General features: G+C 55.3%; 23 protein-coding genes and 2 pseudogenes. 7 read left to right on the top strand and 18 right to left on the bottom strand.

Annotated elements, in window-relative coordinates:
- Positions 1–47 precede the first annotated feature (47 nt).
- Positions 48–1,646 (bottom strand): efflux RND transporter periplasmic adaptor subunit, encoded by a 1,599-nt coding sequence (locus RRF56_RS26150; RefSeq protein ID WP_317036088.1) that lies wholly within the window; start codon positions 1,644–1,646, stop codon positions 48–50.
- Positions 1,647–2,274: 628 nt separating this feature from the next.
- Here RRF56_RS26150 and RRF56_RS26145 point away from each other — a divergent pair.
- Both RRF56_RS26145 and RRF56_RS26140 read left to right on the top strand, forming a co-directional pair.
- The gene (locus RRF56_RS26145) at positions 2,275–2,595 is read left to right on the top strand and encodes a CU044_2847 family protein (RefSeq protein ID WP_317036087.1); all 321 of its coding nucleotides are present in this window, start codon (positions 2,275–2,277) and stop codon (positions 2,593–2,595) included.
- A gap of 77 nt (positions 2,596–2,672) precedes the next feature.
- Positions 2,673–3,626, top strand: coding sequence for a pentapeptide repeat-containing protein (locus RRF56_RS26140; protein ID WP_317036086.1), 954 nt, complete (start codon positions 2,673–2,675; stop codon positions 3,624–3,626).
- Between the two features lie 178 nt (positions 3,627–3,804).
- On the opposite strand, the gene RRF56_RS26135 is transcribed toward RRF56_RS26140, so the two are convergent.
- Positions 3,805–4,620, bottom strand: coding sequence for a ribulose bisphosphate carboxylase small subunit (locus RRF56_RS26135; RefSeq protein ID WP_317036085.1), 816 nt, complete (start codon positions 4,618–4,620; stop codon positions 3,805–3,807).
- A gap of 158 nt (positions 4,621–4,778) precedes the next feature.
- Positions 4,779–5,579 carry a nickel/cobalt transporter gene (locus RRF56_RS26130; RefSeq protein WP_317036084.1) on the bottom strand — a complete coding sequence of 267 codons (801 nt, stop codon included), beginning with the start codon at positions 5,577–5,579 and terminating at the stop codon, positions 4,779–4,781.
- A gap of 110 nt (positions 5,580–5,689) precedes the next feature.
- Between RRF56_RS26130 and yidD the strand changes: the two genes are divergently transcribed.
- Complete coding sequence (gene yidD, locus RRF56_RS26125) at positions 5,690–5,995, top strand: membrane protein insertion efficiency factor YidD (RefSeq protein WP_317036083.1); 306 nt, start codon at positions 5,690–5,692, stop codon at positions 5,993–5,995.
- Between the two features lie 17 nt (positions 5,996–6,012).
- Here the strand turns inward: yidD and RRF56_RS26120 are convergent, their stop codons facing one another.
- Positions 6,013–6,573 carry a Crp/Fnr family transcriptional regulator gene (locus tag RRF56_RS26120; RefSeq protein ID WP_317036082.1) on the bottom strand — a complete coding sequence of 187 codons (561 nt, stop codon included), beginning with the start codon at positions 6,571–6,573 and terminating at the stop codon, positions 6,013–6,015.
- Positions 6,574–6,878: 305 nt separating this feature from the next.
- On the bottom strand, positions 6,879–8,750 hold the full coding sequence (gene thrS, locus RRF56_RS26115; protein WP_317036081.1) for a threonine--tRNA ligase: 1,872 nt from the start codon (positions 8,748–8,750) through the stop codon (positions 6,879–6,881).
- A 291-nt stretch (positions 8,751–9,041) separates the two neighbouring features.
- On the opposite strand from thrS, the gene RRF56_RS26110 reads away from it, so the two are divergent.
- Complete coding sequence (locus RRF56_RS26110; RefSeq protein ID WP_317036080.1) at positions 9,042–9,629, top strand: Uma2 family endonuclease; 588 nt, start codon at positions 9,042–9,044, stop codon at positions 9,627–9,629.
- A 352-nt stretch (positions 9,630–9,981) separates the two neighbouring features.
- Here the strand turns inward: RRF56_RS26110 and RRF56_RS26105 are convergent.
- The 5 genes and pseudogenes from RRF56_RS26105 to RRF56_RS26080 all read right to left on the bottom strand — a co-directional run.
- Positions 9,982–10,308, bottom strand: a pseudogene (locus tag RRF56_RS26105) (helix-turn-helix transcriptional regulator); the annotation flags it as partial.
- A gap of 327 nt (positions 10,309–10,635) precedes the next feature.
- Positions 10,636–10,923 carry a hypothetical protein gene (locus RRF56_RS26100; protein ID WP_317036078.1) on the bottom strand — a complete coding sequence of 96 codons (288 nt, stop codon included), beginning with the start codon at positions 10,921–10,923 and terminating at the stop codon, positions 10,636–10,638.
- Between the two features lie 388 nt (positions 10,924–11,311).
- A pseudogene (locus RRF56_RS26095) lies at positions 11,312–11,560 on the bottom strand (ABC transporter transmembrane domain-containing protein); the annotation flags it as partial.
- A 69-nt stretch (positions 11,561–11,629) separates the two neighbouring features.
- Entirely contained in the window at positions 11,630–13,231 is a 1,602-nt protein-coding gene (locus RRF56_RS26090; protein ID WP_317036076.1) for a gamma-glutamyltransferase family protein, read from the bottom strand.
- Positions 13,224–14,087, bottom strand: coding sequence for an FCD domain-containing protein (locus RRF56_RS26080; protein ID WP_410510521.1), 864 nt, complete (start codon positions 14,085–14,087; stop codon positions 13,224–13,226). Before RRF56_RS26080 ends, RRF56_RS26090 begins: the two co-directional genes overlap by 8 nt.
- 239 nt (positions 14,088–14,326) lie before the next feature.
- Here RRF56_RS26080 and RRF56_RS26075 point away from each other — a divergent pair, with 239 nt between their 5' ends.
- Together RRF56_RS26075 and RRF56_RS26070 are read left to right on the top strand one after the other, a co-directional pair.
- Entirely contained in the window at positions 14,327–15,055 is a 729-nt protein-coding gene (locus RRF56_RS26075; protein WP_317036075.1) for an aspartate/glutamate racemase family protein, read from the top strand.
- Entirely contained in the window at positions 15,055–16,461 is a 1,407-nt protein-coding gene (locus tag RRF56_RS26070) for an amidase (protein ID WP_317036074.1), read from the top strand. The genes RRF56_RS26075 and RRF56_RS26070 overlap by 1 nt, the downstream gene beginning before the upstream one ends.
- 117 nt (positions 16,462–16,578) lie before the next feature.
- On the opposite strand, the gene RRF56_RS26065 is transcribed toward RRF56_RS26070, so the two are convergent.
- The 7 genes from RRF56_RS26065 to RRF56_RS26035 form a co-directional block, all read right to left on the bottom strand.
- A complete protein-coding gene (locus RRF56_RS26065) occupies positions 16,579–17,874 on the bottom strand; it encodes an MFS transporter (protein ID WP_317036073.1) in 1,296 nt (431 codons plus the stop codon).
- Between the two features lie 45 nt (positions 17,875–17,919).
- Positions 17,920–18,873, bottom strand: coding sequence for a DMT family transporter (locus RRF56_RS26060; RefSeq protein ID WP_317036072.1), 954 nt, complete (start codon positions 18,871–18,873; stop codon positions 17,920–17,922).
- A gap of 29 nt (positions 18,874–18,902) precedes the next feature.
- Positions 18,903–19,394, bottom strand: coding sequence for a hypothetical protein (locus tag RRF56_RS26055; protein WP_317036071.1), 492 nt, complete (start codon positions 19,392–19,394; stop codon positions 18,903–18,905).
- Between the two features lie 125 nt (positions 19,395–19,519).
- A complete protein-coding gene (locus RRF56_RS26050; protein ID WP_317036070.1) occupies positions 19,520–20,326 on the bottom strand; it encodes an ABC transporter ATP-binding protein in 807 nt (268 codons plus the stop codon).
- 44 nt (positions 20,327–20,370) lie between these two features.
- Positions 20,371–21,267 (bottom strand): ABC transporter permease, encoded by an 897-nt coding sequence (locus tag RRF56_RS26045; RefSeq protein ID WP_317036069.1) that lies wholly within the window; start codon positions 21,265–21,267, stop codon positions 20,371–20,373.
- Between the two features lie 87 nt (positions 21,268–21,354).
- On the bottom strand, positions 21,355–22,422 hold the full coding sequence (locus RRF56_RS26040) for an ABC transporter substrate-binding protein (protein ID WP_317036068.1): 1,068 nt from the start codon (positions 22,420–22,422) through the stop codon (positions 21,355–21,357).
- 115 nt (positions 22,423–22,537) lie between these two features.
- Positions 22,538–24,082: an amidohydrolase family protein gene (locus RRF56_RS26035; protein ID WP_317036067.1), complete on the bottom strand. Its 1,545-nt coding sequence runs from the start codon at positions 24,080–24,082 to the stop codon at positions 22,538–22,540.
- Positions 24,083–24,741: 659 nt separating this feature from the next.
- Here RRF56_RS26035 and RRF56_RS26030 point away from each other — a divergent pair.
- Entirely contained in the window at positions 24,742–26,103 is a 1,362-nt protein-coding gene (locus tag RRF56_RS26030) for an amidase (protein WP_317036066.1), read from the top strand.
- Here the strand turns inward: RRF56_RS26030 and RRF56_RS26025 are convergent.
- On the bottom strand, positions 26,100–26,783 hold the full coding sequence (locus tag RRF56_RS26025; protein WP_317036065.1) for an aspartate/glutamate racemase family protein: 684 nt from the start codon (positions 26,781–26,783) through the stop codon (positions 26,100–26,102). The genes RRF56_RS26030 and RRF56_RS26025 overlap by 4 nt on opposite strands.
- Between the last annotated feature and the right edge of the window lie 151 nt (positions 26,784–26,934).

Below are 26,934 nucleotides of genomic sequence, written 5' to 3'. Positions count from 1 at the left end.
TGCACCAATAGGAAAGTCAGCAATTGGCTTATTTTCTTACCCGTCCCTTAGGACTGGCGATGGTCGGCTTCTGTGGCGATCGCATCGGGGCGGCTGGCGGTGAGCACCAGATCGGTGGGTGGGCTAGGGATATGGCCATTCAGCGCGGCTACTGGGGTCGGGCGAGAGCGGCGACCGAGGTAGAAAGCAGTGGCTGCGATCGCAACTCCGCCCAATCCCCAGCCCCAACTCGGCACCGCAACCCTAGAGGGCTCAACGGTTGGATCTTCGGTCGCCGCCGCCGCGCCGCCGCCGCGCAGCGACTGGGCGTAGAGCTGCAAGGCCCCCTGCACGACTACCTGATCGCCCTCAAACAGGCCGCTCTGAATTTCCACCTGGTCACCAGCGCGACGGCCCACGGTGACCTCGACCGGCTCAAACGCCTCGCCATTCTGCACAAACACCAGGGTGCGGCCTTCAGCATCCACCAGGGCGCGAGTGGGAATCGCCAGCACTGCCTCGGGGGTGCGATCGCTCAAAATTTCCAGCTCAGCAAACATGCCTGGCTTTAAAGTCCCCGCATTGTCTAACTCCGCCGTTACGGGTACCACGCGGGTGGTGCCATCGACGACCGCCCCCACCGTCACCACGCGCCCGGTAAAGATTTGGTCGGGCAGGCTGGCCACTTTAGCCCGCACAGCTTGCCCCTCCGCCACTTGGCCCAGGTCTTTTTCGTAGACGCTGGCCGTGACTCGCAGGCGATCGCCGTTCACGATGCTCAAGATCGGCGTTACTGCTTCTTCCACCGCTTCGCCCAGGGAAACGGGGCGCTCGGCCACCTGGCCTGCGATCGGGGCCACCACGGTGACCACCCCCTGCTCGGTGGCGGGGCTGTTGAGCTGTTGCAGGCGAGTTTGGTAGGTGGCGGTGCTGAGCTGAAGGTGAGATTGAGCCGCGTCTAGGGCCGCCTGCGATCGCTCCAGTTCGGCCTGGGCCTCTAGCACCGGCTGACGGCTCTCGGCGCGGGTGAGCTGGCTGCGGGCCGCCGCCAGGTTCGACTCAGACTCTAAAAGCTGCTGCCGGGCGATCGCCCCCGCCCCAACCAACCGCTGATCTTGATCAAAGCGCTCCTGGGCCAGGGATAGTTGCTGCTGGGCAGCAGTGATTTCGGTGGCGGCGATCGCCCCCTGCCGCTCATAGTTGCGCCGCGCCAGGGTGAGGTTGGCCTGGGCCGATCGCAGCCCCGCCTCGGCCCCCACCCGGTCTTCCTGGGATGACACCCGCAGGGCAATCAAGTCTGGGGCAATCACCCTGGCCAGGGCCTGGCCTTGGTTCACCCGATCGCCCGGCTGCACCAGCAGCTCCACCACCGTGCCGTTGATGGGCGCATTCACCATCACGGTTTGGTCGGGCTGGGTGACCACCTCCCCCGTGGTGGTAATGCCGATGCTGAGCGATCGCCGCTGCACCGGCTCTACCGCAAGGCCCAGCCGCTCCGCCGTTGCGCCCTCAACCCGAATGCCGCTGGCGGGCTGGCTCGTACCCGGCTGAAAATCGGCCCCGTGGTCGTGGCCGACATGGGCGATCGCCGCGATGGGCAGTGCCACCACCATCAGCCCCAGCAGAGAACTTGCCCAAGCGGTGGAGATATAAGGCCGAAAACGCATAGGAGTGATGGCCAAGGGGAGATTACACAGTCGTTCAGGACAATACCAACCAATTATCAAATCAGGATGAAATTTGCCTGGGTCGATGGGTTAGGTCTGCGATCGCGCCCATTTAGGGGATATTCAGGGAAAAATTTGCCCGTGCTGAGGGGTCAGGTATCGAGGCTGGTGGGCCAACGCGCTAACTATCACATCCCAGACCACCGCACTCTGGGTGAAGATTTTCTGAAGCGATCGGCATAACTCGCCCCAGGAGGTCTACCATGCGGAGCAAGTTCTAGATAACACCTTGTAGCGGATAGTTATCAAGACTTCAATCGGCATAACATCCCGTTTGGGGAAGATAGGCTGATAAATGTCCGTATAAAATCCCAATTTTGGGAGTTATGCCGATATATTCGGTATAACTACCCCTAGAGGAGGTGATATGCAGCTTTGATTCTGGCTAACTAACCTGCTGCGGGGTGTTAGACGGAATTGTGGCAGAGGAGTCAGCATAAGCAGTAGTTATGCAGCTAGGCTATGGGTCGGACAGTACCTCGAGATTATCGGTTAGTCGGTAAAGACAAGCTAACTAAAGTCTGATGGTTGGAGTATCTTAGGTAAAAGTTTAGTTTGAGTGAAGAGAATGGAACCAACTCGGTGGATGGATAAGATTCCTGTTGAACTGCCTGATGGGACAGCTATTCAGGTAGAAGTTACTCAAACAGGACGTGAAGATGTAGCATTCGGGATCTATCCTTTCCAAGCAATAGCGCAACCTATTAAATCAATAGTAGAAGCTGTAGCAACTTCATTGCGGACGGTAAGTTCAACGTCCGTACCTGATAAAGCAACAGTTAAATTTGGCTTGGATTTAGCAATTGAATCAGGACAATTAACGGCAGTGATTGTGAAGGGGTCTGAAAAATCAAATCTTGAGATTACTTTAGAGTGGAATGTGAAGTAGTGATTAAAGTTTAAGTTACTTGATTTTCAAAATGATTGCTGAGAAAAGATCCCAAAATTAAAACCTCGGATTCAGTCGTGAATAAATTAAATTTTCAACTGAAAATTATTTCTCAATTGATAACAAGGTGGTTTGTAGTTTTTTTCATGCTGGCTTTGATAGTGGCAGCAATTGATTTATTGCAAAACACGAAAGGAGAAAGATGGGTTTTAGAGCGTTTGGATTCTATCTTATTAGATAAAATAGAGTCTCTTAGCATCTTGGCGGGTTTAATAGTCTTCTTACTGGAAATTCCTGAGCAGAGAAAGCGTTCTCAATATGAGGCGTGGCAAGTAATAAACTCAGCTCATGACCAAGGTGGTAGTGGAGGAAGAATTCAAGCTTTACAGGACTTAAATCAGGACAAAGTTAGTCTAACTGGACTAACAATTAGACGAGCATATCTCAACGGTATAGAATTAGAAGAAGCCGATTTACGTGGCTCTGATTTGACGGAGACGAGACTTGATGAAGCCAATCTTAGAAAAGCTTGTTTCATTAAATCAAAACTAGATAAGGCTAGCTTTTATTCAGCAAGTCTAATAGAAACTAAGTTTAATGACTCTTCCTTAATAGAGGCGGATTTTAGGGAAGCAAAACTAAATCAAGCTGAAATGTGTGCCTGCAACTTATATAAGGCTAAGTTTAGTAGAGCAAACTTGAGTGGAGCGAATCTTAGATCATCTACACTTGTATCTGCAAATCTTCCAGGAACGAATTTGACTGATGTGCAGTTAACCAGTGCTGACATGAGAGGAGCTAATTTAAGCGGGGCTATTTTGAAAAACACAAATTTCACTGGGGCAAACCTCAGCAGTGCTCAGCTAAGTGGTGCTGATCTTGAAGGCTCTAATCTTACTTCAGCAGATATATCTGATACAGATTTAAGAGGAGTTCAAGGACTATATCCAGAACAAGTTAAAAGTGCAAAAAACTGGGAAAAAGCAAAATATGATGACTCATTACAAAACGGACTTGGATTGGTTCCCTGATTATTGGTTATCCTTACTTTCTTCGTTAGATAGTAAAGAGGTAAGCGTACATTGCACTGCATAACAACCCCAATGCACACCGACCGCCGAAAGGTTATCTGTGAGTGTTTGAGGTTATCTGCGGCGGGTGATTGGGAACGTTAGCCTGTTGTTAAACATATCTGCCTTGCCCGATCGCTCACCCAGGCATTTGAATCACCTGCTCAAACTGTCGTTGCTTTGCCCTGGGGTCAATCCCCAGCAGCCGCACATAGTTGCCGGGGTGTGCGGCTAAAAACTGCTCGATCTGAGCCAAAACCTCAGCTTCCTGGGTCGCTGCCAGGGTGGGGGCGCTCTGCCAAGACCCCGCTTTAAACCGGCGCGGGTCAGCATATTCCAAGCTCACCCGATGCCCAAGTCGGAGCTGCTGCCGCACCTGGGCCACAGCTTCTGCACTCAACCGGCCAGCCGTAGGTCTATGACCATTGCTAGAGCCACCGTTTCCCTCGGGGTGCCCATGGGCCGAGGTTTGCCACCGGGTTAGACAGGCGACATCGTTCGCACAGCGATAACCCGCCAGCAGCGCCTGGTTAACGGCAACCACATGGTGAGAGAAAGCTTTGTCGCTAGCCTTCGCCTCCGGCAACCGATCCGCCGCCTGCTGGGTGGTAATCACCGCCCCCGATGGCACATAGCGACCCGCCGGAATCTCCACATCCTGAATCAGCACATGCTTCATCACAATGAAGCCGTGGCCCACCCTGGCATTAAACACCGTAGAGCGAAAGCCAATAAAGCAGTCGTTACCCACATAGGCAGGCCCGTGGATCAGCGCCAGGTGAGTAATGCAGGTGTTGTTGCCAACCCGTACCGAGTAGGGCTGACCATCGTCACCGCTGACTCGACCCTGCTCTAGCCCGTGGATCACCACGCTGTCTTGAATGTTGGTGTTAGCGCCAATATAAAACGGCGACCCTTCATCGGCGCGAATAGAGCTACCAGGGGCAATCAGCACGTTTGGCCCCAGGCGCACATCGCCAATCAGCGTCGCCTCGGGGTGAATGTAGTATGAGGCGGTGCATCGCTATGCAGATGCACCCTACGATTTTTATCCTTCGGGGTGTCACCTTAGCAGCACAGACGATAGCACCCGACACCCGACACCCGACACCCTCACCCCACCACCGCCACCGTTGCCAGCCCCAGACCAATGCCGATTGTGGCCAAAGCGCTAACGACCGACAGCCGCTGCATCACTCCAGCGCCAATCGGGGCTGTTTCGAGCCACTGTCGCCCGTAGACGGCAGCCAGCCCCAGGGCAGTGAGCACCGAGGCCAGACCCAGGCTAAAGCCACCGATCAGCGCCAACCCATAGGTAATTTGGTGGAGCGCGATCGCACTCAGCAGCAGCACCAGGGCCGACGGACAGGGCACCAACCCACCCGAAATGCCGATCGCTAAAACCGATGGCCATTGCCCCCTCGGTTGGTCATGGTGATGATCGTGATGGTGATGATCGTGATGGTTGTGGGCGTGATGATGATCATGCTCGTGAGGGCTTTCCTTCAAGCGCATCGCCAGCAACCGCAGCCCCACCAGACAAATGGCCAACCCGCTGACTGCCCCCAGCACCGGATACACCCGGTCGAGATCTATATAGTGGGAGGCCAGCAGGGTAGCGATCCCTAAAACAAACACCGCCAAAGTGTGGGTCACCGTGGTGGTTATCCCCAGCCACAGGGCTGCCTTTGGGGTGCCGCGACTGCCCACCAGATACGCCCCCACCAGGGTCTTGCCATGGCCCGGAGACAGGGCATGAACGGCACCAAAGCCAAAGGCGATCGCCAGTCCTGCTGCGATCGCACCGGGGGTAATTGGCCCACTGAGCAGCGCCGTCAACTGGCTAGCCGCCTCAATATGCGCCAAAAGGGGATGCACCAGAAGGGGGTGGATCAAAATGGGCAGTAGAGTCATGATGCCGTCCTCCAAACTGGGAAGTTGTCAAACCTAAGCTCAGAATAAGATAGAATGATAATCATTATCACTCTTTTATCGAGTTCCACGCCGTCCGATTAGGGGTGCCCATGCAAACTCTGCTGACCACGCTGATCAGAGGTTATCGAGCGTTTTTGTCGCCGCTGCTGCCGTCGGTCTGTCGGTTTACCCCCACCTGCTCCCAGTATGCTCTCGATGCTATCAATTGCCACGGGGCCTGGCAGGGGAGTTGGCTAGCCCTCCGCCGAATTTTGCGGTGCCACCCCTTTCATCCAGGGGGCTATGACCCTGTGCCCGACGTGTTTTGGACGGTCGACACCATGCCCCTCAGTCGCGCCATCAAGCAATCTGCCCAGGCTAAAAGTAGAAGGCAGAGGGCAGCACCGAAACCCTAAACTCAATCTCCCTGCCCTTACTCTTGCAGAATGACACAGTTCTTTTTAGAGTAGCTAATCTCTCCGTTCCGCTCTAGCTCTTGCATCAGGCGGGTGACGGTGACGCGGGTGGTGCCAATGGCGTCGGCCATATCTTGATGGGTCAGCCGCAGCTGAATTAAGCGCCCCTGCTCAACCGGACGACCAAATTTGAGGGCCAGCCAGCCCAATAGCTTCTGCAATCGTTGGGGAACCTGGCCCTGGCGGAAGCGAATCAGCTCTTGCATCTGGTGCAGGTGCGATCGCATCACCTGCTGAAAGTTCCAGCATTGATCTGGGCTGAGCAGTACCGCCTGCACCTTAGTCAAGCACTCAATTTCACTCGGCTGAATGCAGATCAACGGCTGGCCGGTCAAATCGCCACTGTTCCAAAAACCCAGCGTAATGGGGGTGCCGTCCTCTGAGAGGGTAAGCAGTCGCACCGCCCCAAATCGAATCTGCCAGAGCAGGTCGGCCTTCAGGGGAAGCGTCTCTCGTCGCTTGAAGGTATGCACGATCGGGCGGGCTAAGGAATTGGCCGGAGCGGTCAGGGTCAACATACAATCACCGAGATAGCGAGCAGCAAAGGGCTAACTGGGAATCAAACTCCTGCTTTTCAGAAGAAATGGCCAGTCTTGCCGTCATAGTGTTAATGATAATGATAATGATTCTTAACTAGGTTAGCCATGCAAACCTCTACCTTTGCTCGAAATAGATGGTCTCCCCCTCGGTGGCCCAGATGGTCTCGCTGGATCGAAAAGGTGCAAGGTGTCGGGGGTCAGGTGTCGGCATCCCCTCCTGGGAGGGGCAGGGGTGGGTTGTTCAGGTGTCGGGTGTAGGGGGACAAGGTCGCAAACCGTGAACCTTATACCCTCCCTCGATCGGCGATCGCCTGCGTCATCAACCCCTGCAATTCCGTCAGGTTGAGTGCTCCTCTGTCGCCATCTTGGCGGGTGCGTACACTGAGGGTCTGCTGTTCTACCTCGCGCTTACCCACCACCGCCACCACCGGAATTTTCTCCAGTTCGGCGGTGCGAATTTGCTTGCCAAGGCGATCGCCGCTGGCATCGACCTCTACCCGATAGCCCTGCTGCTTCAGGGTTTGGGCCACAGTATTGGCATAGTTGCGCTGGCCATCGCTCACGGGCAGCAGCCGCAGCTGCACCGGGGCCAGCCACAGGGGAAAATCTCCAGCGTAGTTCTCGACCAAAATGCCAAAGAACCGTTCTAAAGAGCCAAAAATCGCCCGGTGAATCATAATCGGGCGCTGCCGCGAGCCGTCGGCGGCTACATAGTGCAGATCAAATCGCTCGGGCAGGTTGAAGTCGACCTGAATGGTGGAGCACTGCCACAGGCGACCAATGGCATCGCGAATTTTGATGTCAATTTTGGGGCCATAGAAAGCGCCGCCGCCCTCGTCGGTGACGTAGTCCCAACCCTTGCTATCCAGCGCTTGAATCAGGGCATCGGTGGCTAAGTCCCACACGGCATCGGCCCCCACCGACTTAGCCGGGCGGGTGGAGAGGTTGACCTCGTACTCAGTAAAGCCAAAGTCTGACAAAATCTGCTCCGTCAGGTTCAGCACCGCCAAAACTTCGTCAGTGACCTGCTCGGGCAGGCAAAACACATGGGCGTCATCTTGGGTAAAGCCCCGCACCCGCATCAGCCCGTGCAGCACCCCAGAGCGCTCGTAGCGGTAGACGGTGCCCAACTCGGCCCAGCGCAGAGGCAGCTCTCGGTAGGAATGCAGCTTATTCTGGTAGGTCAACACGTGGAAGGGGCAGTTCATCGGCCTGAGCTGGTACTGCTGTGCTTCAATCGTCATCGAGTCAAACATGTTGTCTCGATAGAAATCAAAGTGGCCCGAGGTCTTCCACAGGTCGAGGTTGGCAATGTGGGGCGTGTAGAGCAGGTCATAGCCCCCGCTCAGATGGGCACTGCGCCAGTAGTCTTCGATCAGCAACCGCATCCGCGCCCCCTTGGGATGCCAAAACACCAGCCCGCCCCCGGCTTCCTCCTGAATGCTGAAGAGATCGAGTTCTTGCCCCAGTTTGCGATGGTCGCGGCGTTTGGCTTCTTCTTTTTGGGCCAGGTAAGCCTGCAATTGCTCTGGGGTTTCCCAGGCGGTGCCGTAGATGCGCTGGAGCTGGGGTTGGGTCTCATCGCCGCGCCAGTAGGCTCCGGCCACGCTTTCTAGGGCAAAGGCTTCGGGGTGAATTTCGCCGGTGGTGTTCAGGTGGGGGCCAGCGCACAGATCCCACCAGTAGGCAGCAGGGGTAGGGTCTTCAGGGACAGGGAAATTAAAGAGTGAGGGTGGTTCAGCGCCTTGGGGTAAGGCCGGGTCGGGGCAACCAATGTAGTAGCGGGTAACGGGCTCGCCCAGGGGAATGCCATCGAGAATTTCGAGCTTGTAAGGCTCGTGGAGCTGGGCAATCTCGGCCCGCAGCTCGTCGCGATCCACGGTTTCGCGGACTATCGGCAGGTTGGCGCAGATGATCTGCCGCATGTCTGCTTCGATGCGGGTGAGGTCGTCGGGGGTAAAGGCGATCGCGCGGTCAAAGTCGTAATAAAAACCGGTCTCTGTAGATGGGCCGATGGTCACCCGCGTTTCGGGGAACAGCCGCTGCACGGCCATAGCCAGCACATGGGCACAGGTGTGGCGCAGCCGCTGCAACCGCTGGGGGTCGCCAGGAGCACTGCGATCGCTAGGGAGAGGACGGCTGATCTGACTGACCATGGGCAACGTTCAGAATGATAATCATTCTCAATCTAGCACAAACAGAGGTAGGCCTTTTCTTGCCGGTGAACCCTCGACGCAGCCTACGACAAAATTTCAGGCATGCTAGTCACCATGATTCATAACTCCCATCAATGGACAACCCCCAAACCCTAATCCACCCTCCCACTCTCCCACCCACCCACTCCCCCCGGGAGCCCCAGACGGAGTTTTTTGGCTGCTTAACGGAGTTTCTGTAGAGGGCTATACCCGGTTGATAGGATGATGGCAGATAGGACGTTACTCAGTGCCATGGTTGCCTCACCGCAGTATCTCACCGCCGAAGATTACCTTCAGCTCGAAGCTGAAAGCCCCGTCAAGCATGAGTATTTCGATGGTGAAGTCTATGGGATGGCGGGAGCCAGTGATGGGCATGTCACCATTGCAGGCAACCTGTTTGCTCTGCTTCGCAGCCATGTGCGCGGTACGGGTTGCCGGGTCTACATTTCAGATATGAAGGCGCGGATTGAGGCGCGTAATCGCTTTTTCTACCCCGATGTGATGGTGACCTGTGACCCGCGCGATCAGGAGACTGAGACTTACAAGCGCTTTCCTAAGCTGGTGGTGGAGGTACTGTCGGAGTCTACGGAAGCGTTTGACCGGGGCGACAAGTTTGCCGACTATCAAACGCTGGAGAGCCTGGAAGAGTACGTGTTGATCAACACGCGGCACCAGCGGGTGGAGTGCTTTCGCCGCAATCAGGCGGGGCTGTGGGTGTTGCAGTATTACAAGCCCGAAACAGCCACGTTCTGTCTGGAGAGCATTGGCTTTAGCGGTGCGATCGCAGCCCTGTACGAAGATGTGACGCTGGAGCAATCTGAGAAAACCCCTGAGCCCTGATAGGCCTTTTTGCGATCGCACCCTCGACAGCCAGTAGGCTATCGGGGGTACGGTTTGGGTTGCGCTTCGCGAAGCGTTCGGAAACCGACTCAGAACGAGTATCTGCTACTAAAGACAACGCCGTTTCCGCCTGCGCCGCCATCGGCACTAACGCTAGCCAGCCAGCCAACCCCACCAACCGCTGCAATCGAACGCCCATCACACCACCTACCAAACCGTTGAGAACAATGCCCTAACCGCCCATGGCCTTAAGTCAATCAAGAATGCTTCTCAACAAGATACAGGGCAGTGAGAGCCGCTAAAGCGAGAAATGATCCCTAGGCGGAGTTTTTGCGATCGCACCCCGGAGTTTTTACGCCCTTCTCTCCCGCGCATACACCCCCGGATTTACCCCATACTTGCGGCGAAAGGCGGCGGCGAAGTGGCCCCGACTGGCAAAGCCTACGGCCTCGGCAGCGGCGGTGACGCTGAGATCGCCGGATTCGAGTAGCTGGCGCGATCGCTCCATGCGGTGCTCATGCAGGTAGCCAAACACCGTGGTGCCAAACACCTGGCGAAAGCCCACTTTGAGCTTATGGTCGTTGATGCCGACAGCGCGGGCTAACTCTATCAGCGACGGGGGCTGGGTGATCTGGCGGCGCAACAGCTTGCTGGCGTAGTGGATGCGCTCGACATCGTCGGACAGAGAAATGGTCATAGCAGTGAGTCGAAAGTAAAAAAATAGGGCTGTCCAACGATTGCGATGCAATCCTATTGGGCAGCCCTGGGCAACCACCATCTAAGGATTTAGATGTCGGAGAGGATGCAATTATCTTACAAGCAATTGGCAATGGTTCTCAATAAAATCTGAAGCTGGATCAGCTTAAGGAACGTCTCGGTGGGAAATATGGCTCAGTTGATGGCGCTAGATGCTTCTGCAACCGAGGAGAAACACTCGCTCTGCCCAAGGCTACTGCTTTGGGCAGATCCCTGGGTTCTTCGAGAACCCAAGGATCTACATTTGGCGCTAACTTAGCTGTCGGTAGCGCAGCAGGTAGCTAAACACCTCCCCCTGCTCTGGGGTGATCAAAATCCCCGACTCGGGGATAGTAAACAGGCGGCTCCACTCCAGGCGCTCGGCGTAGTTCAGCAGGTGCAGATGGTTGATCGCCCCCTGTACCCCGTCGGGCGAGCCAATCACCAGATGGCGCAACCGCTCCCGCCCCGGATGGGGGCTAGGGGTAGCCAGACGCAGGGGCTTCAGATCCCCGAGTTCTTGAAGAACTCGGGGATCTTGACGGGTAAAACACAACATAATCGGGTTCCTTTCCGATGAGACGACGGGGAAGAAACCCAAAAACTTGGCCGCCCCAGACATGTGCAGTTCAGGGCGGCCAGGTAAAATCTACCTTAGCCTCCGAGACAGCTCGCTCTGTCGACGGGGTTAGCCGCTGGTTGGAGGGCCTAATCTCCTTCCAGTGGCGTTTGACCAAATTTTTGGGACGTTCAGACTGCACACACACAGTCTTAGCTCAGTAATTTAGTCCAATGGCGCACCGGACGCAAGTAAGAATTGTTACCGTTGGCAAAAACCCTGAGTTGAGAAACCGGGTATCTCTGCCGGGTTGTCTTTGCCCCCTGCCAACTCGTGCTGGTTAAGTTTGTCCGCCCAAGGCACCTACCCTGAGCAAGCGCGAAAATCGAATCGTCAGCACGCCCACGACCAGTAACCCGTTGCCCACCACCTGCAACACAAACTGCGAGAAAAACCGCGACAGGGCATCGACATCGCCATCGACTCGCTCCACCAGTTCGCCGGGGGTGTGGGCTTTGTGAAAGGCCAGGTCTAGACCCAGGGCGTGGCGGGCCAGGTCAAGGCGCAGGGTGTTGGTCGCGCGCCAGGCAATGGTTTCGCTGACGTAGGTGGTGGCGATCGCCAGCCCCTGCTGCAGGTGCAAGGTGCAAGGTTTAAGGCAAACCTCAAACCTTAAACCTTGCACCCTTCCCCTCACTCGGCAAGGCTATCGGGCGATCGCTAGGCCGTCGGCCCTGGGGTCAGAGGCGGCGATCAACACGCCCTGGTGGCGCAAAATCAGCTGGCCTTTGCCAAACTGACGCCCCTCTAGACCAATCTGCACGCTGTGGCCGCGATCGCTCAACTCCAGCCCCAGGGCCTGGGGCACAGACCGCTCTAGGGCCACGTTTTGGCCCGTCAAAAACTGCCAGCGGGGGGCATCTAGGGCTGCCTGAGGGTTCATGCCGTAGTCGGCGAGATTCACCACCAGTTGAAGATGACCTTGGGGTTGCATGTGACCGCCGATCAGCCCCATCGGCCCTAGGGGCTCGTCGCCGCGAGACAAAAAGGCCGGAATAATCGTGTGAAACGGTCGTTTACCGGGGCCGACCTGGTTGGGATGCCCCGGTTGCAGACTAAAGCCTCGGCCTCGATTTTGGAGGGCGATGCCCGTACCCGGCACCAGCACACCGCTGCCAAATCCCTCATAGTTTGATTGAATAAATGACACCATCAGGTCCGAATCAGCGGCAGCCAGGTACACCGTGCCGCCTTGGGTGAGCCCGGTTTGGGCTAGGTGGGCGCGATCGCCAATCAGCTGCCGCCGCTGGGCAGCGTAGGCTTTATCTAATAGCTGCGTCTGGGTGACGGTCATCCAGGCGGGGTCTGCCACATGGGCCTGCACATCGGCAAAAGCCAGCTTCATCGCCTCAATTTGCCGGTGGTAGCTCTCCACCGAATCGCGGGGATGGCGGGCCAAATCAAAGCCTTCGAGGATATTTAACCCCATCAAGGCGGCGACCCCCTGCCCGCTGGGGGGTATTTCCCAGACTGTTAGATCTCGATAGGTGGTGTGGATGGGGGGCACCCACTCGGCCCGGTGGGTCGATAGGTCGGCCTGGGTGAGCCAGCCGCCGGTCTCGGCGGCAAAGGCGGCCATGCGTTCGGCCAAAGCCCCGGTGTAAAAACTTTCGCCTCCCGTGGCCGCGATCTCCCGCAGGGTGGCCCCATGGGCCGGGCTGGCCCAGATTTCTCCCGCCCGAGGCGCTCTGCCCCCTTTAAAGAAGACCTGCTGCAACGGCGCAAAGACAGGGTCTGTTTGGGCCAAAAACAGCGGCTTGGCGCTCTGCCAGGCCCGAGCGGTTTCGGGGGCGACCGGAAACCCGGCTTCGGCGTAGTGAATGGCCGGGCCAAACAGCTGCTCAAAGGGGAGCTGGCCCCAGCGATCCCAGAGCGATCGCCAGGTAGAAACGGCCCCAGGCGTGGTCACCGGTAGCCAGCCGAGCTGGGGCATCTGCCCGAGGGCCATCACTTCGTCTAGGGGCAGGGTTTGAGGACTCTTGCCCGATCCGTTTAAACCATGCAGTTGACCATCCCACACCAGGGCGAAGGCATCAGAGCCAATGCCATTGGAGGTGGGTTCGAGCACCGTCAGGGCGATCGCCATGGCCAGAGCCGCATCCACCGCATTGCCCCCGGCAAAAAACATCTCCATCCCCGCTTGGGCAGCTAGGGGTTGGCTGGTGGCGGTGGCCTGCCTGCACCCCATCACCACCCGCCGGGTTGACCCATAGGGGTATTGGCCTAAGTTCTCACTCCAACTACCCATGGGCGCTAGATCCATACTCTAAAAACTGCCGCCCACAGCTCTTGCAGAGATAATTTTGTCGGCCTGCCCGCCGTCCGTTGCGGCTAATTTCAAAAGCACCGCAGCGGGGACATTTAATTCTGTGGTCAAAGGAGGCCTGAGCCACCCGTTCCACCTGTTGAAACACCTCAACAATTCTGGTTTGGCTAGCCCTTAAGTGGTTGACCATGTGCTGTTCTGCCGCTGCCGCATCTCGCCGGGCGATCGCCTCATAGATCTGGCGATGCTCAATGTCGATATCGAGCAGCTGGTCTAATCCTTTTAAGGTTTGAACGCGAATTAGGGTAATTTTTTGAGAAATTTGGTCGAGTAGCGAAACCACCCACGCATTGCCTGAACTTTTGGCAATTAGCTGATGAAATTCGCAGCTCAATTCGAGTAAACGAATGCTGTCTACGGTGGGTTTACCGTGGCTCGGCTGCTTGCTTTCAGCCGCTGCTTCAGCCGCCGCTTCAGCTAAGACCAGGTTTTGCTCAATGCGCTGGAGGTGGTGAGACGTTGCATGCTCACAGGCATCTAAAACCGCCAGCCGCTCTAGGGCAATGCGGCAGTCGTAGAGCTTAATGGCGTCTGTCAAAGAAAGTTTGACAATATACAAGCCCCCGTCCGAATCCATTTGAATCAGACTTTCCTGCTGCAAACGACGAATCGCCTCTCGTACCGGGGTCCGACTGACTTCCAGTTGGTCAGCCAGCTGGGTTTCAATCAGTCGCTCATCGGCAGCGATGTCGCCTGACAAAATGGCAGAACGGAGGGCCAAGTAAGTTTGCTCATAGAGTGAACCACTGCGGCTAGGCGCTTTTTGAGACAGAATCAAAGGATATTCTCCTTAGCAAGCTGAACAGCTTTAGCCCCTGACAGGAGCCAACGGGTGCAGGTATGCGGTACCCAAAACAACTAGATGTAGCTAAGGATACAGTTGCCATCATTAATGATGTATACATTATACGCAGATTTTTCATACTAGGCGATAAACCAGCGCAGACGGCCCATAACATTTTGGCCGTTCAGGGTTTTGCTTCTATCTAAAAAATACAACCTATACCTTGGTGACCTATGGGCCAACACATTCGACTGGGTATGCTGACTCCCTCTTCCAACACAGTTTTAGAGCCCGTCACCCAGGCTATGCTGGTTGATTTGCCCGAGGTTTCGGCTCACTTTAGCCGGTTTCGAGTGACAGAAATTTCTCTGGCTTTGCCAGCCTTAAATCAGTTTGAAAACTCAGCTCTATTGGATGCTGCTCAACTGCTCGCTGATGCCAATGTCAACGTCATAGCCTGGAATGGCACCTCTGCCGGGTGGCTTGGGCTAGATCAAGATCGGGAGCTTTGCCGCCAAATTACAGCAGCGACAGGTATTCCCGCCACGACGTCGGTGCTGGCGCTGCAAGAGATATTTTTGGCGCAGAACATCACTCAATTTGGCTTGGTGACACCCTACACCGACGATGTTCAAGCCAAAATTATTACCAATTTTGCTCAGCAGGGTTTTTTATGCATTGCAGAGCAGCATTTAAACCTAAAAGTCAACTTTTCCTTTGCAGAGGTGGATGCCGAAAAAATTTCGGCCATGGTCTACCAGGTAGCCCAGGTTCAGCCCCAGGCAATCACCACATTTTGCACTAACCTCTGCGCCGCCCCCCTAGTGGCAGAACTCGAAAAAGACATTGGCATACCGATTTTTGATACGGTGAGCGTTGCCGTCTGGAAATCGCTGCGTCTGGCCGGGGTAGACACCCGCTTGGTGAAAGGCTGGGGCAGCCTGTTTGCCGATCTGTCCTGATGGCAATACACAGGCTCTCGGCCATCGAGTTGGCCCAGGCCATTCGCACCCAGCGCCTCAGTTCTCTAGAGGCGGTCGAGGCCTGTCTTGAGCAAATTGCCCGGCTAGACCCGCAGCTGAAGGCCTTTATTACCCTGGCCCCTCAGGCCAGAGCGGCGGCCCGGTCGGCTGACCAGGCGGTGCAAAGGGACCAGCCCTTGGGCTGTCTGCACGGGGTGCCCATTGCCATTAAAGACCTCACCGCCACCGCTGGGTTGCGTACCACCTACGGGTCGCTGCTCTACCGCGATCACGTTCCAGCGCAAGATGATCTCTGTGTGGCTCGGCTGCGGGCGGCAGGGGCAATTATTCTGGGCAAAACCAGCACTCCCGAGTTTGGCATGGGTACCGGCACCCACAACCTCATTTTGGGCACCACGCTAAACCCCCACGATTTGACCAAAACCTGTGGCGACTCTAGCGGTGGGGCGGCGGTGGCGGTGGCTAGCGGCATGGCCTACCTGGCCCAGGGTACCGATATGGGGGGCTCGGTGCGCACCCCGGCCAGCTTTTGCGGCCTGGTTGGTCTGCGACCCTCTCTGGGGCGCATTCCCCGCTGGCCCAAACCGCTCCCCTGGGAATCGCTGGTCACCGACGGGGTGATGGCCCGCACGGTCGAGGATGCAGCTCTGATGCTAGCGGCCATGGCTGGGGTCGATTACCGCGACCCCATGGCGATCGCCACCCCAACCTGGCCCCTACCGACCTTCTCCCTCGATGGCGGAGCGCAAACTCGCCTGGGCTACAGCTTAGATTTAGGCGTTACGCCGATCGAGACCGAAGTCGCCGAGGTGTTTGAGCAGGCGATCGCTGCGATCGCCCGGGTTTGCCCCCACAGTCGCCCCGCTGCGATCGACTGTAGTGGGGCGAAATTTGCCTTTGAAACCCTGCGCGGGGCGATTGTCTTGCACAATTACCAGGATCTTCTGCAAAACCACGGCGATCAGCTGACCGAAACCGTGCGCTGGGAAATTGAGCAGGGGCGGGGTGTAACGGCAGCCGACTATTTAACGGCGGAGGCCCAGCGGGGCCAAATCTTACACAATTTCTTGGCGTTTTTTGAGCAGCACGATTTTTTATTGACCCCCAGCGCCAGTGTTTTACCCTTTCCCATCACCCAGTCGGCGGTGCTCAAGATCAACGACACCGCCCTGGGCAACATTGTCGATTACCTCGCCATTACCTACACGCTGTCGCTGACTGGGTTGCCGGTGGTGTCAATGCCCTGCGGCTGGACGCGATCTGGGCTACCCGTCGGCATTCAAATTGTTGGCCCACCTCAAGCCGAAACCCAACTGCTCCAATTTGCGTTTTTCTTGCAAGAACGGTTGGGCTTTCGCCATCGCTGGCCTGCCCTGAGCCAGTGATCTGTCATTCCCTGACGTGATGGTGGGCAATGCCCACCCTACGGTTTGCTACTGACGTGATGGTGGGCATTGCCCTACGGTTTGTCGTAATGAGGAGGTGCTGGAAAGCTGGGCTGACTAGGCCTGGCGCAGTCGAGCCGAAAAAACTAGCAACCCGCCCCCTAACACCACCACTAGGATCCCGCTTAGCCCCAGGGCCGTTTGCACCCCCACCAGCTCGGCCAACGCCCCCAAAATCATATGCCCGAGCCAACCAAACCCTGTGGCAAACAGCCAGCCCCCGATCACACGGCCCTTCATGTCGCTGGGCACGTGGTGCTGCAAGGTAATCCATTGCAGAGCATCAAACAGCGAGGCCATGGCGCCCACCCCAAGAATCAAAAGCCCTGAGAGCGAAAACCAAGGAGATAGGGAAAAAGCCATCAGGAACAGCCCATAGGTACTGGTGACGAGCAGCAGCGCGATCCCCTTGCGGCGAATATTTCCCCAGCACGACAGGGTAATCGAGCCGATCAAAGACCCCATCCCGGCCCCAAAGCTCAGGGTGCCTAGCCCCGTAGCCCCCACCTTCAGCACATCGCGGGCGATGGAGGGCAGCAGCGATTGGTAGGAGTAGGCCAAGATTTCCAATAAAATCGTCAAAATTAGCAGAATTCGGACCGTGGGCAAGCGACCCATGGCAATCAGCCCCTCTCGGGCAGTGCTAAACACGGCGCGCCAGGGCAGCGCGATCGCCACGGTTTGGGGCTGAATATCTCTTAAGGCAACGCTACCGAGGCCCAGGGCTGTGGCGGCGACTAAAAAGGCTCCCTGGGCTCCCACCCGCTCTAGCAACACACCACTGACGATCGCTCCCACCAAACTAATGGCCCGCGTGCCGACAGAGTACAGGGCAATACTGTTGGCCGCTAGCTCTGGCGGTACGCTGTCGGTAATGAGAGCCTGGGTGGTGGGCACTTCAAAGGTAAAGCCAATGCCCAGCAGAAAGACTAAGCCCAGCACTAAGCCAACGGGCGATCGCCCGATCATCAGCGATAGCGCCAGAGTGGCCAAGATTAGGCCCTTGCTGCCCAGGGTAATTTTGAGCAGTCGCGATCGCTTAAAGCTGTCGGCAGCTGCGCCCCCCAATGGCCCAAACACCAAATTGGGCAAATTGCGCAGGGCAAACGATAAGGCCGTTAGCAGCACCGAGTTGGTCTGCTCTAAAATCAACCAGCCTACGCTGAGGCGTTCTATAGAGTTGGCCAACCCGGCTAAAACTGCTGTACTCCAAACACCACGAAATTCTGGATATTGAAACGCCCTGGTTCCCTGAAGCTGATTCAGCTTTAGCCATAGTTTTCTAAAAGCATTGCCCCGAGAGACATCACCGTCATTCTTTGGGTTAGAACGATCAGAACAATTATTGGGCACAATCTTAGATTTTAGAATAAAGCTACAGTCGGCGTAAGCCTAAGACTAGAATGACGACAAGAAAACCCCCAGACTTAACATCAAGGCAGCCATCAACCTGAGGCCCGTAATTGGAGAACGGGGCAGGCCAAACCAGCCAAATCCATCTAGAAACAAGCCCGTAAACACCTTGGCCGTAAAGACGGTACTGACCATGGCCTGCACTCCAATGATGGGAATCAAGAAGACAGAGCCTGCGATCGAGACAACATTCAAAATTCCCGGAATAAAATAAATCGGACGCCATGACTTCAGTGATAGATTTTGACCCGACGGCGTCAGCACAATAGAAAATATGGGCAATAGCAATACTCCAGGCCCTAAGAAAAACAAAGTTGCCGTGAAGACACCAGCCGCTTTTCCCAATGCTGCATTGAGGGAATTTGCCGCACTGAGTAGGCCACCCACCATCAAGACTGCCAAGATGGCGTATAGGTTACCCGGTTTTCTAAGGGCCTTTTCAGGCACGCTAGGGGCGTGGCCCGATGCCCCCGAGCTGCCACTGGGCTGACGCGATAAACTGAGTAGGGTTACGCCAACTAACAAGACCCCCACGGCGGCTATGCGGGCAGGCGTCATTGCAATCACCCTTAAGCCTGCAAAGCCCACATGATCTAACCAAAGACTAATTAACATCTGACCACTAAACAAACAAGCGGTGGTCAAGGTCGTACCCACGATCGCGGTGGCGCGAATAATGATGATGATAAAAACACTGTTAATTAGGCCTGGAGTCAACAGATAAGGCCGATGCGTAAAGATGCTAGCCAAATCAGCTAGGCCTAACTGATCTTCCAACCCGTAGACTAATAGGGCTGAGAAGGCTGTACCTAAACTGAGAAATAGAAAAGTCGCCTTCAGCAACCCAATTTCGCGCCCAATCAAGCCATTGATAGCGGCAGAAAAACTACTCCCCGTCCCCAATAGAGCCGCCAAGCCAAATAGTACGAATGAAGTCATGGCTTACCTGGCTATAAAACCTTACGAGTCTAGAAAACACCATTAATATAAGCCTTTTCTGGCTTGGCGATGGGTTTAATCGTGTGAGGGCGAACCACTAAAGACTCACGCTGTTTAACCATCTCTGGAGCTAACAGGCCGGTAACCATGAGCCATGTTCCCGGCATCAGTTTTTCTGTATCCTCCGAAAAAACAGGGATCCCTAAGGGTACTGTGTCATCTAAACAACAGCGAATCACCGGTCTGACTAAATTAAACAGGTGGGGCTCCGTCCCGTGGTCGCGATCGACATAGCCAATCACCTGCACCGGTTCACCGGCAAAAACAGACACCGCATCTTTGGTAGAGAGAATCAGCCTGCGCCACTGCAAAACATTGCGCTTGAGCGGGTCAGCTTCCTGGCCCGCAGGTTCGGCATAGCGCCAGAAATCGGCCTCTTCAGTCCTATCGGCTTCAGGCGTTCTGTTAGTGCCCTTTACTAAACTGGCTAAATCTTGCCAAAGACTGATTGTTTTGAGCATTGCCGGTCTAAAAGGATGGTTGAAAAGTTTTCTTCCTAGTGGCAAAAGTGGGCATCAGCAGGTGACTCAAGCTAACGCAAATCACGTTGCAAATGCCCTCCAATGATTAACCAAAACCCACCGTATTACTTAATGCTGGTATCGAACATCTCTACGAGCTCCTGCTGTTCGAAGGCCTTGGTCACTTCGGAGCGCAAATGGTCGATGAATAGCGATCGATGATGCTCAAAACTAGCACTGGCTACATCTCGGGGGCGCGACATATCAATCTCAACGGTGTCTAGTATGCGGCCAGGGCGAGAGGTTAGAATAACCACCCGATCGGCTAAGAAAATAGCCTCGTCAATATGGTGGGTGACAAATACAACGGTTTTGCCAGAGCCTTTCCAGATATCCAGCAAAAATTCTTGCATCTTAAATCGCGTTTGCACATCTAGCGCTGCAAACGGTTCATCCATCAGCAAGATATCAGTGCCGAGGCAAAGGGCTCTGGCAATGCTGGCCCGCTGCTGCATACCCCCAGAGAGCTGGTGCGGATATTTGCGAGCAAAGCCCTGGAGCCCCACCTGGCTCAAAAATTCTTGGGCTCTTTGATAGCGCTCTCGCCGACCCATGCCCTTGAGGGTCAAACCAAAGGCAACGTTGTCAATTAATGATTGCCAGGGCAGCAGGGATGGCTGCTGAAAAATTAGCGAGCGATCGGGGTTAGGGCCAGTGACGGTTTGGCCGTTGTGCAAAACCAGGCCCGAGGTAGGCGTATCGAGGCCAGCCATCATGTTGAGCAGCGTACTTTTACCGCAGCCACTCGGCCCAATGATGACCAAAAACTCTCCGGGCCGCACGGTAAGACTGACTCGGTCGAGGGTTAAAACCTCTTCTGGGGTATCGATGCCCCAGATTTTGCTGACATCTCTAACTAAAATTTCGCCCACAGGGATACCCTCTTATTGCAACACGTTTTAAGTCTGGATAGAGATTAGATTTTGGTGGCGGCCTTCCACCAGAGCACCCGGTTTTGCACCTGGGCAAAGCACACATCAATGGTGTAGCCCACCAAACCAATCAGGGTCATACCTAAAAACATCAGTCTGACGTTAAACATTTGTCGAGCTACCATGACCATAGCCCCGAGCCCGGTGTTAACGCCCACCATTTCTGCGGCCAGTACCGAGGCCCAGGCTGCAAAAAAGTTGATCCTCAAGACCACAAACAAGCTGGGAATAATCGCTGGCACAACAATATAGCGCATAATCTGCCACCGGCTGGCTCCTAAAACCAGGCCGGTATTGATATACAGTTGATCGACATTTTTGATGCAATCGACCGTAGCTAAGGTGAGCGAGAAGAAGATACCAATAAATACGATGAAAATAGCTGGGGCATCCCCTACTCCAAACAACAGAATGGCCAAAGGAATCCAGGCTGTAGCGGAAATCGGTGCTAGAAGCGTGAATGTAGGCAGCGTCAGTTTGCCGAATAGCCTGAAGTAGGAAGCGAATAAGCCACAGGAGAACGCCGCGATAAAACCAAAGAAGATGCCGGCAAAAACCCGTTTAAGGGTTGCACTAATTGCCGTGAGCGCCACAAAGTTGCCACCAACACGGGTAGCGCCCAACTGGCGATCAAAAAACTGTTCTTGATTGGCAACTTCACCCAAAAACTGATGGGGTGGCGGCAAAATAGCGGTGTCAATCAAGCCAAAAAAGGCTAAAGACTCCCAGATCAGTACAAAGGTGGTTAACGAAGCAACCAGCCAACCAATTTTCTCGCCATAGTGCTTTAGCGTCTTCACCCTTGTATTTTTTCGTCGCCGTTTGGCTTGGGCACGCAAGTCGGGTTGGTCGATCGCAGCTAGAGAAATCTGTGTTTTCATGGTTCTATATCTAAAGTGAGGAGACAATTAGGGCGCTTTACAAACACCATCTGTTCTTAAAGCACCCCACACCATAGGAGCAGAGACCTAGGTAGACAGCGACTTCACCTTGACTCGTTCCCAAAGCTCTGGGTTTTCATTGATCACATCATCTAGCAATGAAAAGTTGACAAAATCATCGTCGGGCGCTTTGGAAATATAGTTGAGCGCCAGCATACTGTCTGAGCGCTCAAACATGAAGTCGCGCTTGTCACGAATATCGACACCGGGGGGTTGAGCCTGGGCGGCTGCCAGCAGGTTGTCCATTTCGGTTTTGTAGTACTTGCCGATGGTGACTTCTGCGGCTTTTGAGAAGTTGTTTTCAATTTGGTATTGAGCCTCAAAAAACGTTTTAATCACGTTTTTAACGATTTCGGGCTCTCGCTCAATGAAATCTTTTCTGGCGGCAAGCACACAGTCGGGATAAGCCTGACCGTAGAGATCGATGCCATCGCCTAAGCGGTTGCCATTGATCTGGTTGAGAACAGAGGTTGAATAGGGTTCGATTAGCGTGCAGGCGGCAATATCGCCATTGATCATGGCAGCGGTTGTTTCAAAGGAGTCACCAAAATAGACCACTTCAACATCGTTGTAGGTGAGATTGTTGGCCTTGAGATAGTCAAAGGCCATGATCTCTAAGGTATCGGCTTGGGCTGTACCCAGCTTTTTGCCCTTTAAATCGGCGATGGTCTTTACCTCTGGGCTAGCCACTAGCATCAGACCTTCTACCCCGCTACCGGCGACCACCTGAAAACTGGGGGAATTGGTATAGGCTGCTAAAGCGTTGGTGTAGGGGGTGACGGCCATTTCTACCTGACCAGCCGCTAGCTGAACCGCTGAATCACCCGCACCAATGGTCATCGATAGACGGCCCTTGACGTCTCGTTCTTTAAAGAGATCGGTTTCGATGGAATAGAACAGGGGCATGTTGCAAAGGCCTAGTCCATGGGTAAATTTGACCTCTCTAATGCCTGTGGATTGGCTGGCTTGTTGGCTGGGGCGACCGCAGGCGGCGATCGCAGCTGATACCCCAAACAGCGTAGCCTGTTGCAAAACCCGGCGGCGGCTGGTGCGTCCAGCAAACAGGTTATCTAAGTTAAGTCCACCGTTAAACATGGCTCTCTCCAGTTTTGTACAATTGCTCAGAAACTCTTGAAACCTGAAACTGATTGCTGCTGTTGGCCTTCTGGCAGCACTGCCGAATCAACCCAGTCAGGCATTTTTTGTGACTCTAATGGTGGGCATTTTGGCAGTAGAACGGATTGCACCCCGAGTGATTTAGCCAGCCATCATAAAAGCCCTTAACGTAGGGAAAGACCTCCTTAGACAGTTCTCGTCGCCGTTCTTCTTCTGACGTGAGGGGAACATTGAGGGACTCGGCTAGCTCGGCCAAAATAGCCTCTTTGTCAATCCGGGTAAACTTGCCCTTTGACAGCACAACTTCGCCATTGACCATCACCATATCGACCCCAGACATACGGCTGCGGTGGATCACAGCATCTAAAACCGGAACATCTTGATCGAGGTAGGGGTAGGCAATATGGTGCCAATTCATCATGACTAAATCTGCTGCCTTACCGACCTCTAAGGTGCCAACAGATTCAGCAAAACCGGTGGTTTCTGCACCGTGCTCGGTGGCCATTTGAAACACCTGGGGCGAGGTCGGCACTAGCTCATCCATACCGGGTACGCGGTGGAGTTTTAGCACCAGGCGCATTTCCTGAAGCATATCGCGATCGTCGTTGATACCGGCTTCGTCGAGGCCAATACCCACCTTGACGCCGTGTTTGGCAAAGTGATTTAGGGGGGCAATGCCGCTCTGCAATCGCAGGTTAGAGCTGGCATTGTGGCAAATCATGGTGCCGGTTTCTTTGACCAGTTCAATGTCTTCTTCGGACAGCCAAACGCCGTGGCCGAGGGTTAAATGGGGGCCTAAAAAGCCCAGGTCGTAGAGGTGACGTACGGCTGATTTGCCGGAGCGGCGGTGAGCATATTCTTTTTGGTAGGCCGTTTCTAGCAGGTGCATGTGCATGCCCACGCCAAACTTTTCAGAATAGTCCTTTTGCACCATCAGGGCTTCATCGGAGCACCAGTGCAGGTTGGCGGGGGCCATTTGAATGCGTACTCTGCCGTCAGCGCCTTTGTTCCACTGCTGCCAAAGGTGGTCAAAAAAATCCATATAGTCTTGGACGGGTACCGCTTGGTCTTTGAGGTAAGCACCAATTTCGGGGGCGATGCTGGGCGGCAATTTTTCGACAAAGGCCTCATCGGCTTCGTAGACCAGTCGATTTTGGTCGCGCACCGCAAAGCAGTAGGAGACCCGCATACCAATGTCTTCGTAGGCTTTAAGAATTTTTTCGGTGATCGCTGGCCAACTAGAGGCGGGTCCCTTTCGCCAGCCGTGAATATGCTGAACGGTTGTGATCCCTGACTCCAGCATTTCAAAGGCGGAGTATAGGGTATCGAGGTAGGGATCAACCGTGCGGGCCGCCATGCGACTGGCAAACCAAAGCTCAAGGGGATGGTCGGGGGAACCAAGCTGAAAGGGGGTTAGCCCAACGTGGTGATGGCTATTGACAAATCCGGGCATCACTACGTCTTGGGAAGAGCCTAAAAGCTCATCAGCTTCGTACTTAGCTGAAATTTCTTCGTAGGTGCCAATGGCAACGATCTGGCCATCTTGCTGGAAAATTGCCCCGTCACAAATGACTTCGGCCTCTGTTCGGCTCAGCACCTTACAGATGATGTATTTGCCTCGAATAATGGACGATACCACGGGAATCACCTCAAACAAATAAGCAGCTGGAGTGGCCTACTTCATGAAATGTGTATACAAAATTCATGAAGTAGGCCCTAAGAATTTCTCGGGATGCGTTCGCTCAATGGAACTACTGAGCAGCGCATCTTCAAGACGTCGGACCAATACCTTGCCCAAGAAAGGGGCGATCGCATCTAGGGCTTCAAAAAACGGTTGACTGGTGATAAATTAAAACCCATGCATCTTGTATACATCCATCATCTTGAGGGGAATGTATAGGCTTATACGATTAGTGAAATATTTCCAGCTTCCCTGTGGAGGAGGGTTTTTAAGCAGAGTGCCTTAGAGGAGTAAAGTACACCATAAAGCTCCCCGTTGTCTCTTAATGGGATGTTCCCAATACCTGAGATCTAGCCCCTAAAGCTGTCTCTAAAGCTGCCCTATTTTGCCGTCTAGGACTAAAGCTAGGCCAGGACATATCTGCCTAAATTGAGACTTGCTATAAGCAAAATTCATGGATTGATTAAAAAAAGGTATCCCAAAATTAGTTGACTCATCGACCTACATGGGTGCATCCCACGTTTGTAAATGTCATTCTAAACAGAGTCGGTTTGCGTACAATACAGCGCTACCGTTTGTAGGGTCCTGTCACTGACCTGAAAGTAGTTTTTAGCCCTATGACTATCTATCATCTGACTGCGACTGAAGCGATCGCTCACTTGTCGGCATCCAAAGTTTCATCGCTGGAGCTGGCACAAGCCTGTCTAGAGCGCGTCAATCAACGAGAAAGGGTGGTTGAAGCCTGGCAGTATTTGAATGCCAACCAGGTGATCGATCAGGCGATCGCCTGCGATCGCACCTCAGACGCAGCGAAACCCCTAGGCGCTCTCCACGGCATTCCGGTGGCAGTCAAAGACATCTGCGCCACGGCAGATATGCCCACCGGTTGGGGCACCCCTATCCATGCGGGCCAGCAGCTAAATTACGATGCGGCGGTGGTAGAGCGCTTGCGGGCCGCCGGGGCGATCATCATGGGCAAAACGGTGTCTACCGAGTACGCCCTGGCCAGAGCTGGCAAAACCAAGAATCCTCACAACCCGAACCACAGCCCTGGCGGTAGCTCTAGCGGCTCGGCGGCAGCGGTGGCCGATCGCATGGTGCCGGTCGCCATTGGCACCCAAACTGGGGGGTCGGTGCTGCGCCCGGCGGCCTACTGCGGGGTGCTGGGGTTTAAGCCCAGCTTTGGCACCATCTCTCGGTTTGGGGTGATGCCCGTCTGTCGCGATCTCGACCATGTGGGGGTGTTTGCCCGCAGCCTGGCCGATATTGCCCTGCTCTGCTCGGTGCTGATGGGTACCGATGGCCGCGACCCCGATTGTTTGGGGCCAGATTGTTTAGGGGCGGGGATGCCCAACGAGCCGCTTCAGCTGGGACGATCGCCTCGGCTCGGGTTTGTGCGCACCTCCGCTTGGCATGAGGTGGAAGCCGAGGCCCAAGCCGCCCTAGTCGATAGCCTGGAGAAACTGGCCCAGGCCGGAGCAACCGTAGCCGAAGTCTCGATGCCCTCCACCTGGGAGGACTATCTAGCCACCATCGATGTGCTGATGGCCTGTGGCGCGGCGGTCAACCATGGCCCAGACTACGATCGCCACGGTGAGGCCCTATCTCCCCAACTGCGGCAGGTGATTGAGCGGGGTCGCACCTACGGCAGCTTGGCCTACGGGGCAGCGCGGCAAGCCGTGGTTGACTACAGCGCTGCTTTAGCGCCCATCTGGGCGGAGTTTGATGCCCTGGTCACCCCGGTCACCACCGGGCCAGCCCCGGAAGGCTTGCAGAATACCGGCTCCTTTAAGTTTTGCGGCCCCTGGACCCTGTTGGGTGTCCCGGCGCTGAGTGTGCCGGTCGGGAGGGCTAAGCATAATCTGCCCCTGGCGATGCAGCTGGTGGGGGCGCGGGGTGCCGACTGGCACCTCTTGGCCGTAGCCGATTGGGTGATGGCCCAACTGGGCGATGCCTGCCAGGTAGAGCCACCGGTTTAGCAGGGTTGGTATAGCCCTCGGCGGCTGGTGGTGTAGCCGCAGGCCACCAAAGATTCGGCTAGTTTGGTGGCGCAGGCAACGCCATCGAGCACGGGCACCCCCAAGTCGGCGGCGAGCTGGGTCGAGAGCCCGGTGACTGGGCCACCGCCCAAAATCAGCACATCGGCGTTGTCTTGGTCTAGGGCCTGCTGGCAGGCGGCTCGGCAGGCGGCGATCGCCTGGTTAGGATCGGCCAAAACGGCCCCATAGCTGATGTCGGCAATGCGAACGGAGGCCAGCCGGGTGTGCAGCCCGTAGCTGCGGGCCAGGTCGGTAATCGTCATGGCGTTGTGCGCGCCGAAGGTGACAATGCTGTAGTAGCCCCCCAGCAGGTGGGCACTCAACATCGCCGCCTCAGCGATGCCAACCACGGGGATGGCCAGCTCGTGACGGGCCGCCTTCAGCCCCGGATCGCCAAAGCAGCCGATGATGGCGGCGTCATGACCGGAAGCATGGGCTTTGAGGGTCGCAACGGTCTGAACGGCGGCTTCGGCAAATTCAAAATGGGAGCGAATCACGGCATGGCCTGGGGCAGTAAGGCCGGTAATGGTGGTGTCGGGGGCGGCGACGGTGCGGGCGATCGCCACCATGCGATCGCTCACCGTCTGGGTAGAGTTGCTGTTGACCAACAGTAGTTTCATTGCGGCTCTAAGAGAGTTGAGAACAGGGGCAATCAAGGGCGGGATCTGAGCAGACAGCGCCGCCAAACTTCGTAACTAGCTATACAGCTTCTATCATTATTTCTGTATACAGTCTGTGGATAAATTTAGCCTAACGAACTCCGAAAGGCTC

Source organism: Nodosilinea sp. E11, from assembly GCF_032813545.1.
Taxonomy (GTDB): Bacteria; Cyanobacteriota; Cyanobacteriia; order Phormidesmidales; family Phormidesmidaceae; genus Nodosilinea.
Note: the sequence above shows the minus strand (reverse complement) of the source record. Positions and strands in the feature narration are given on the sequence as shown.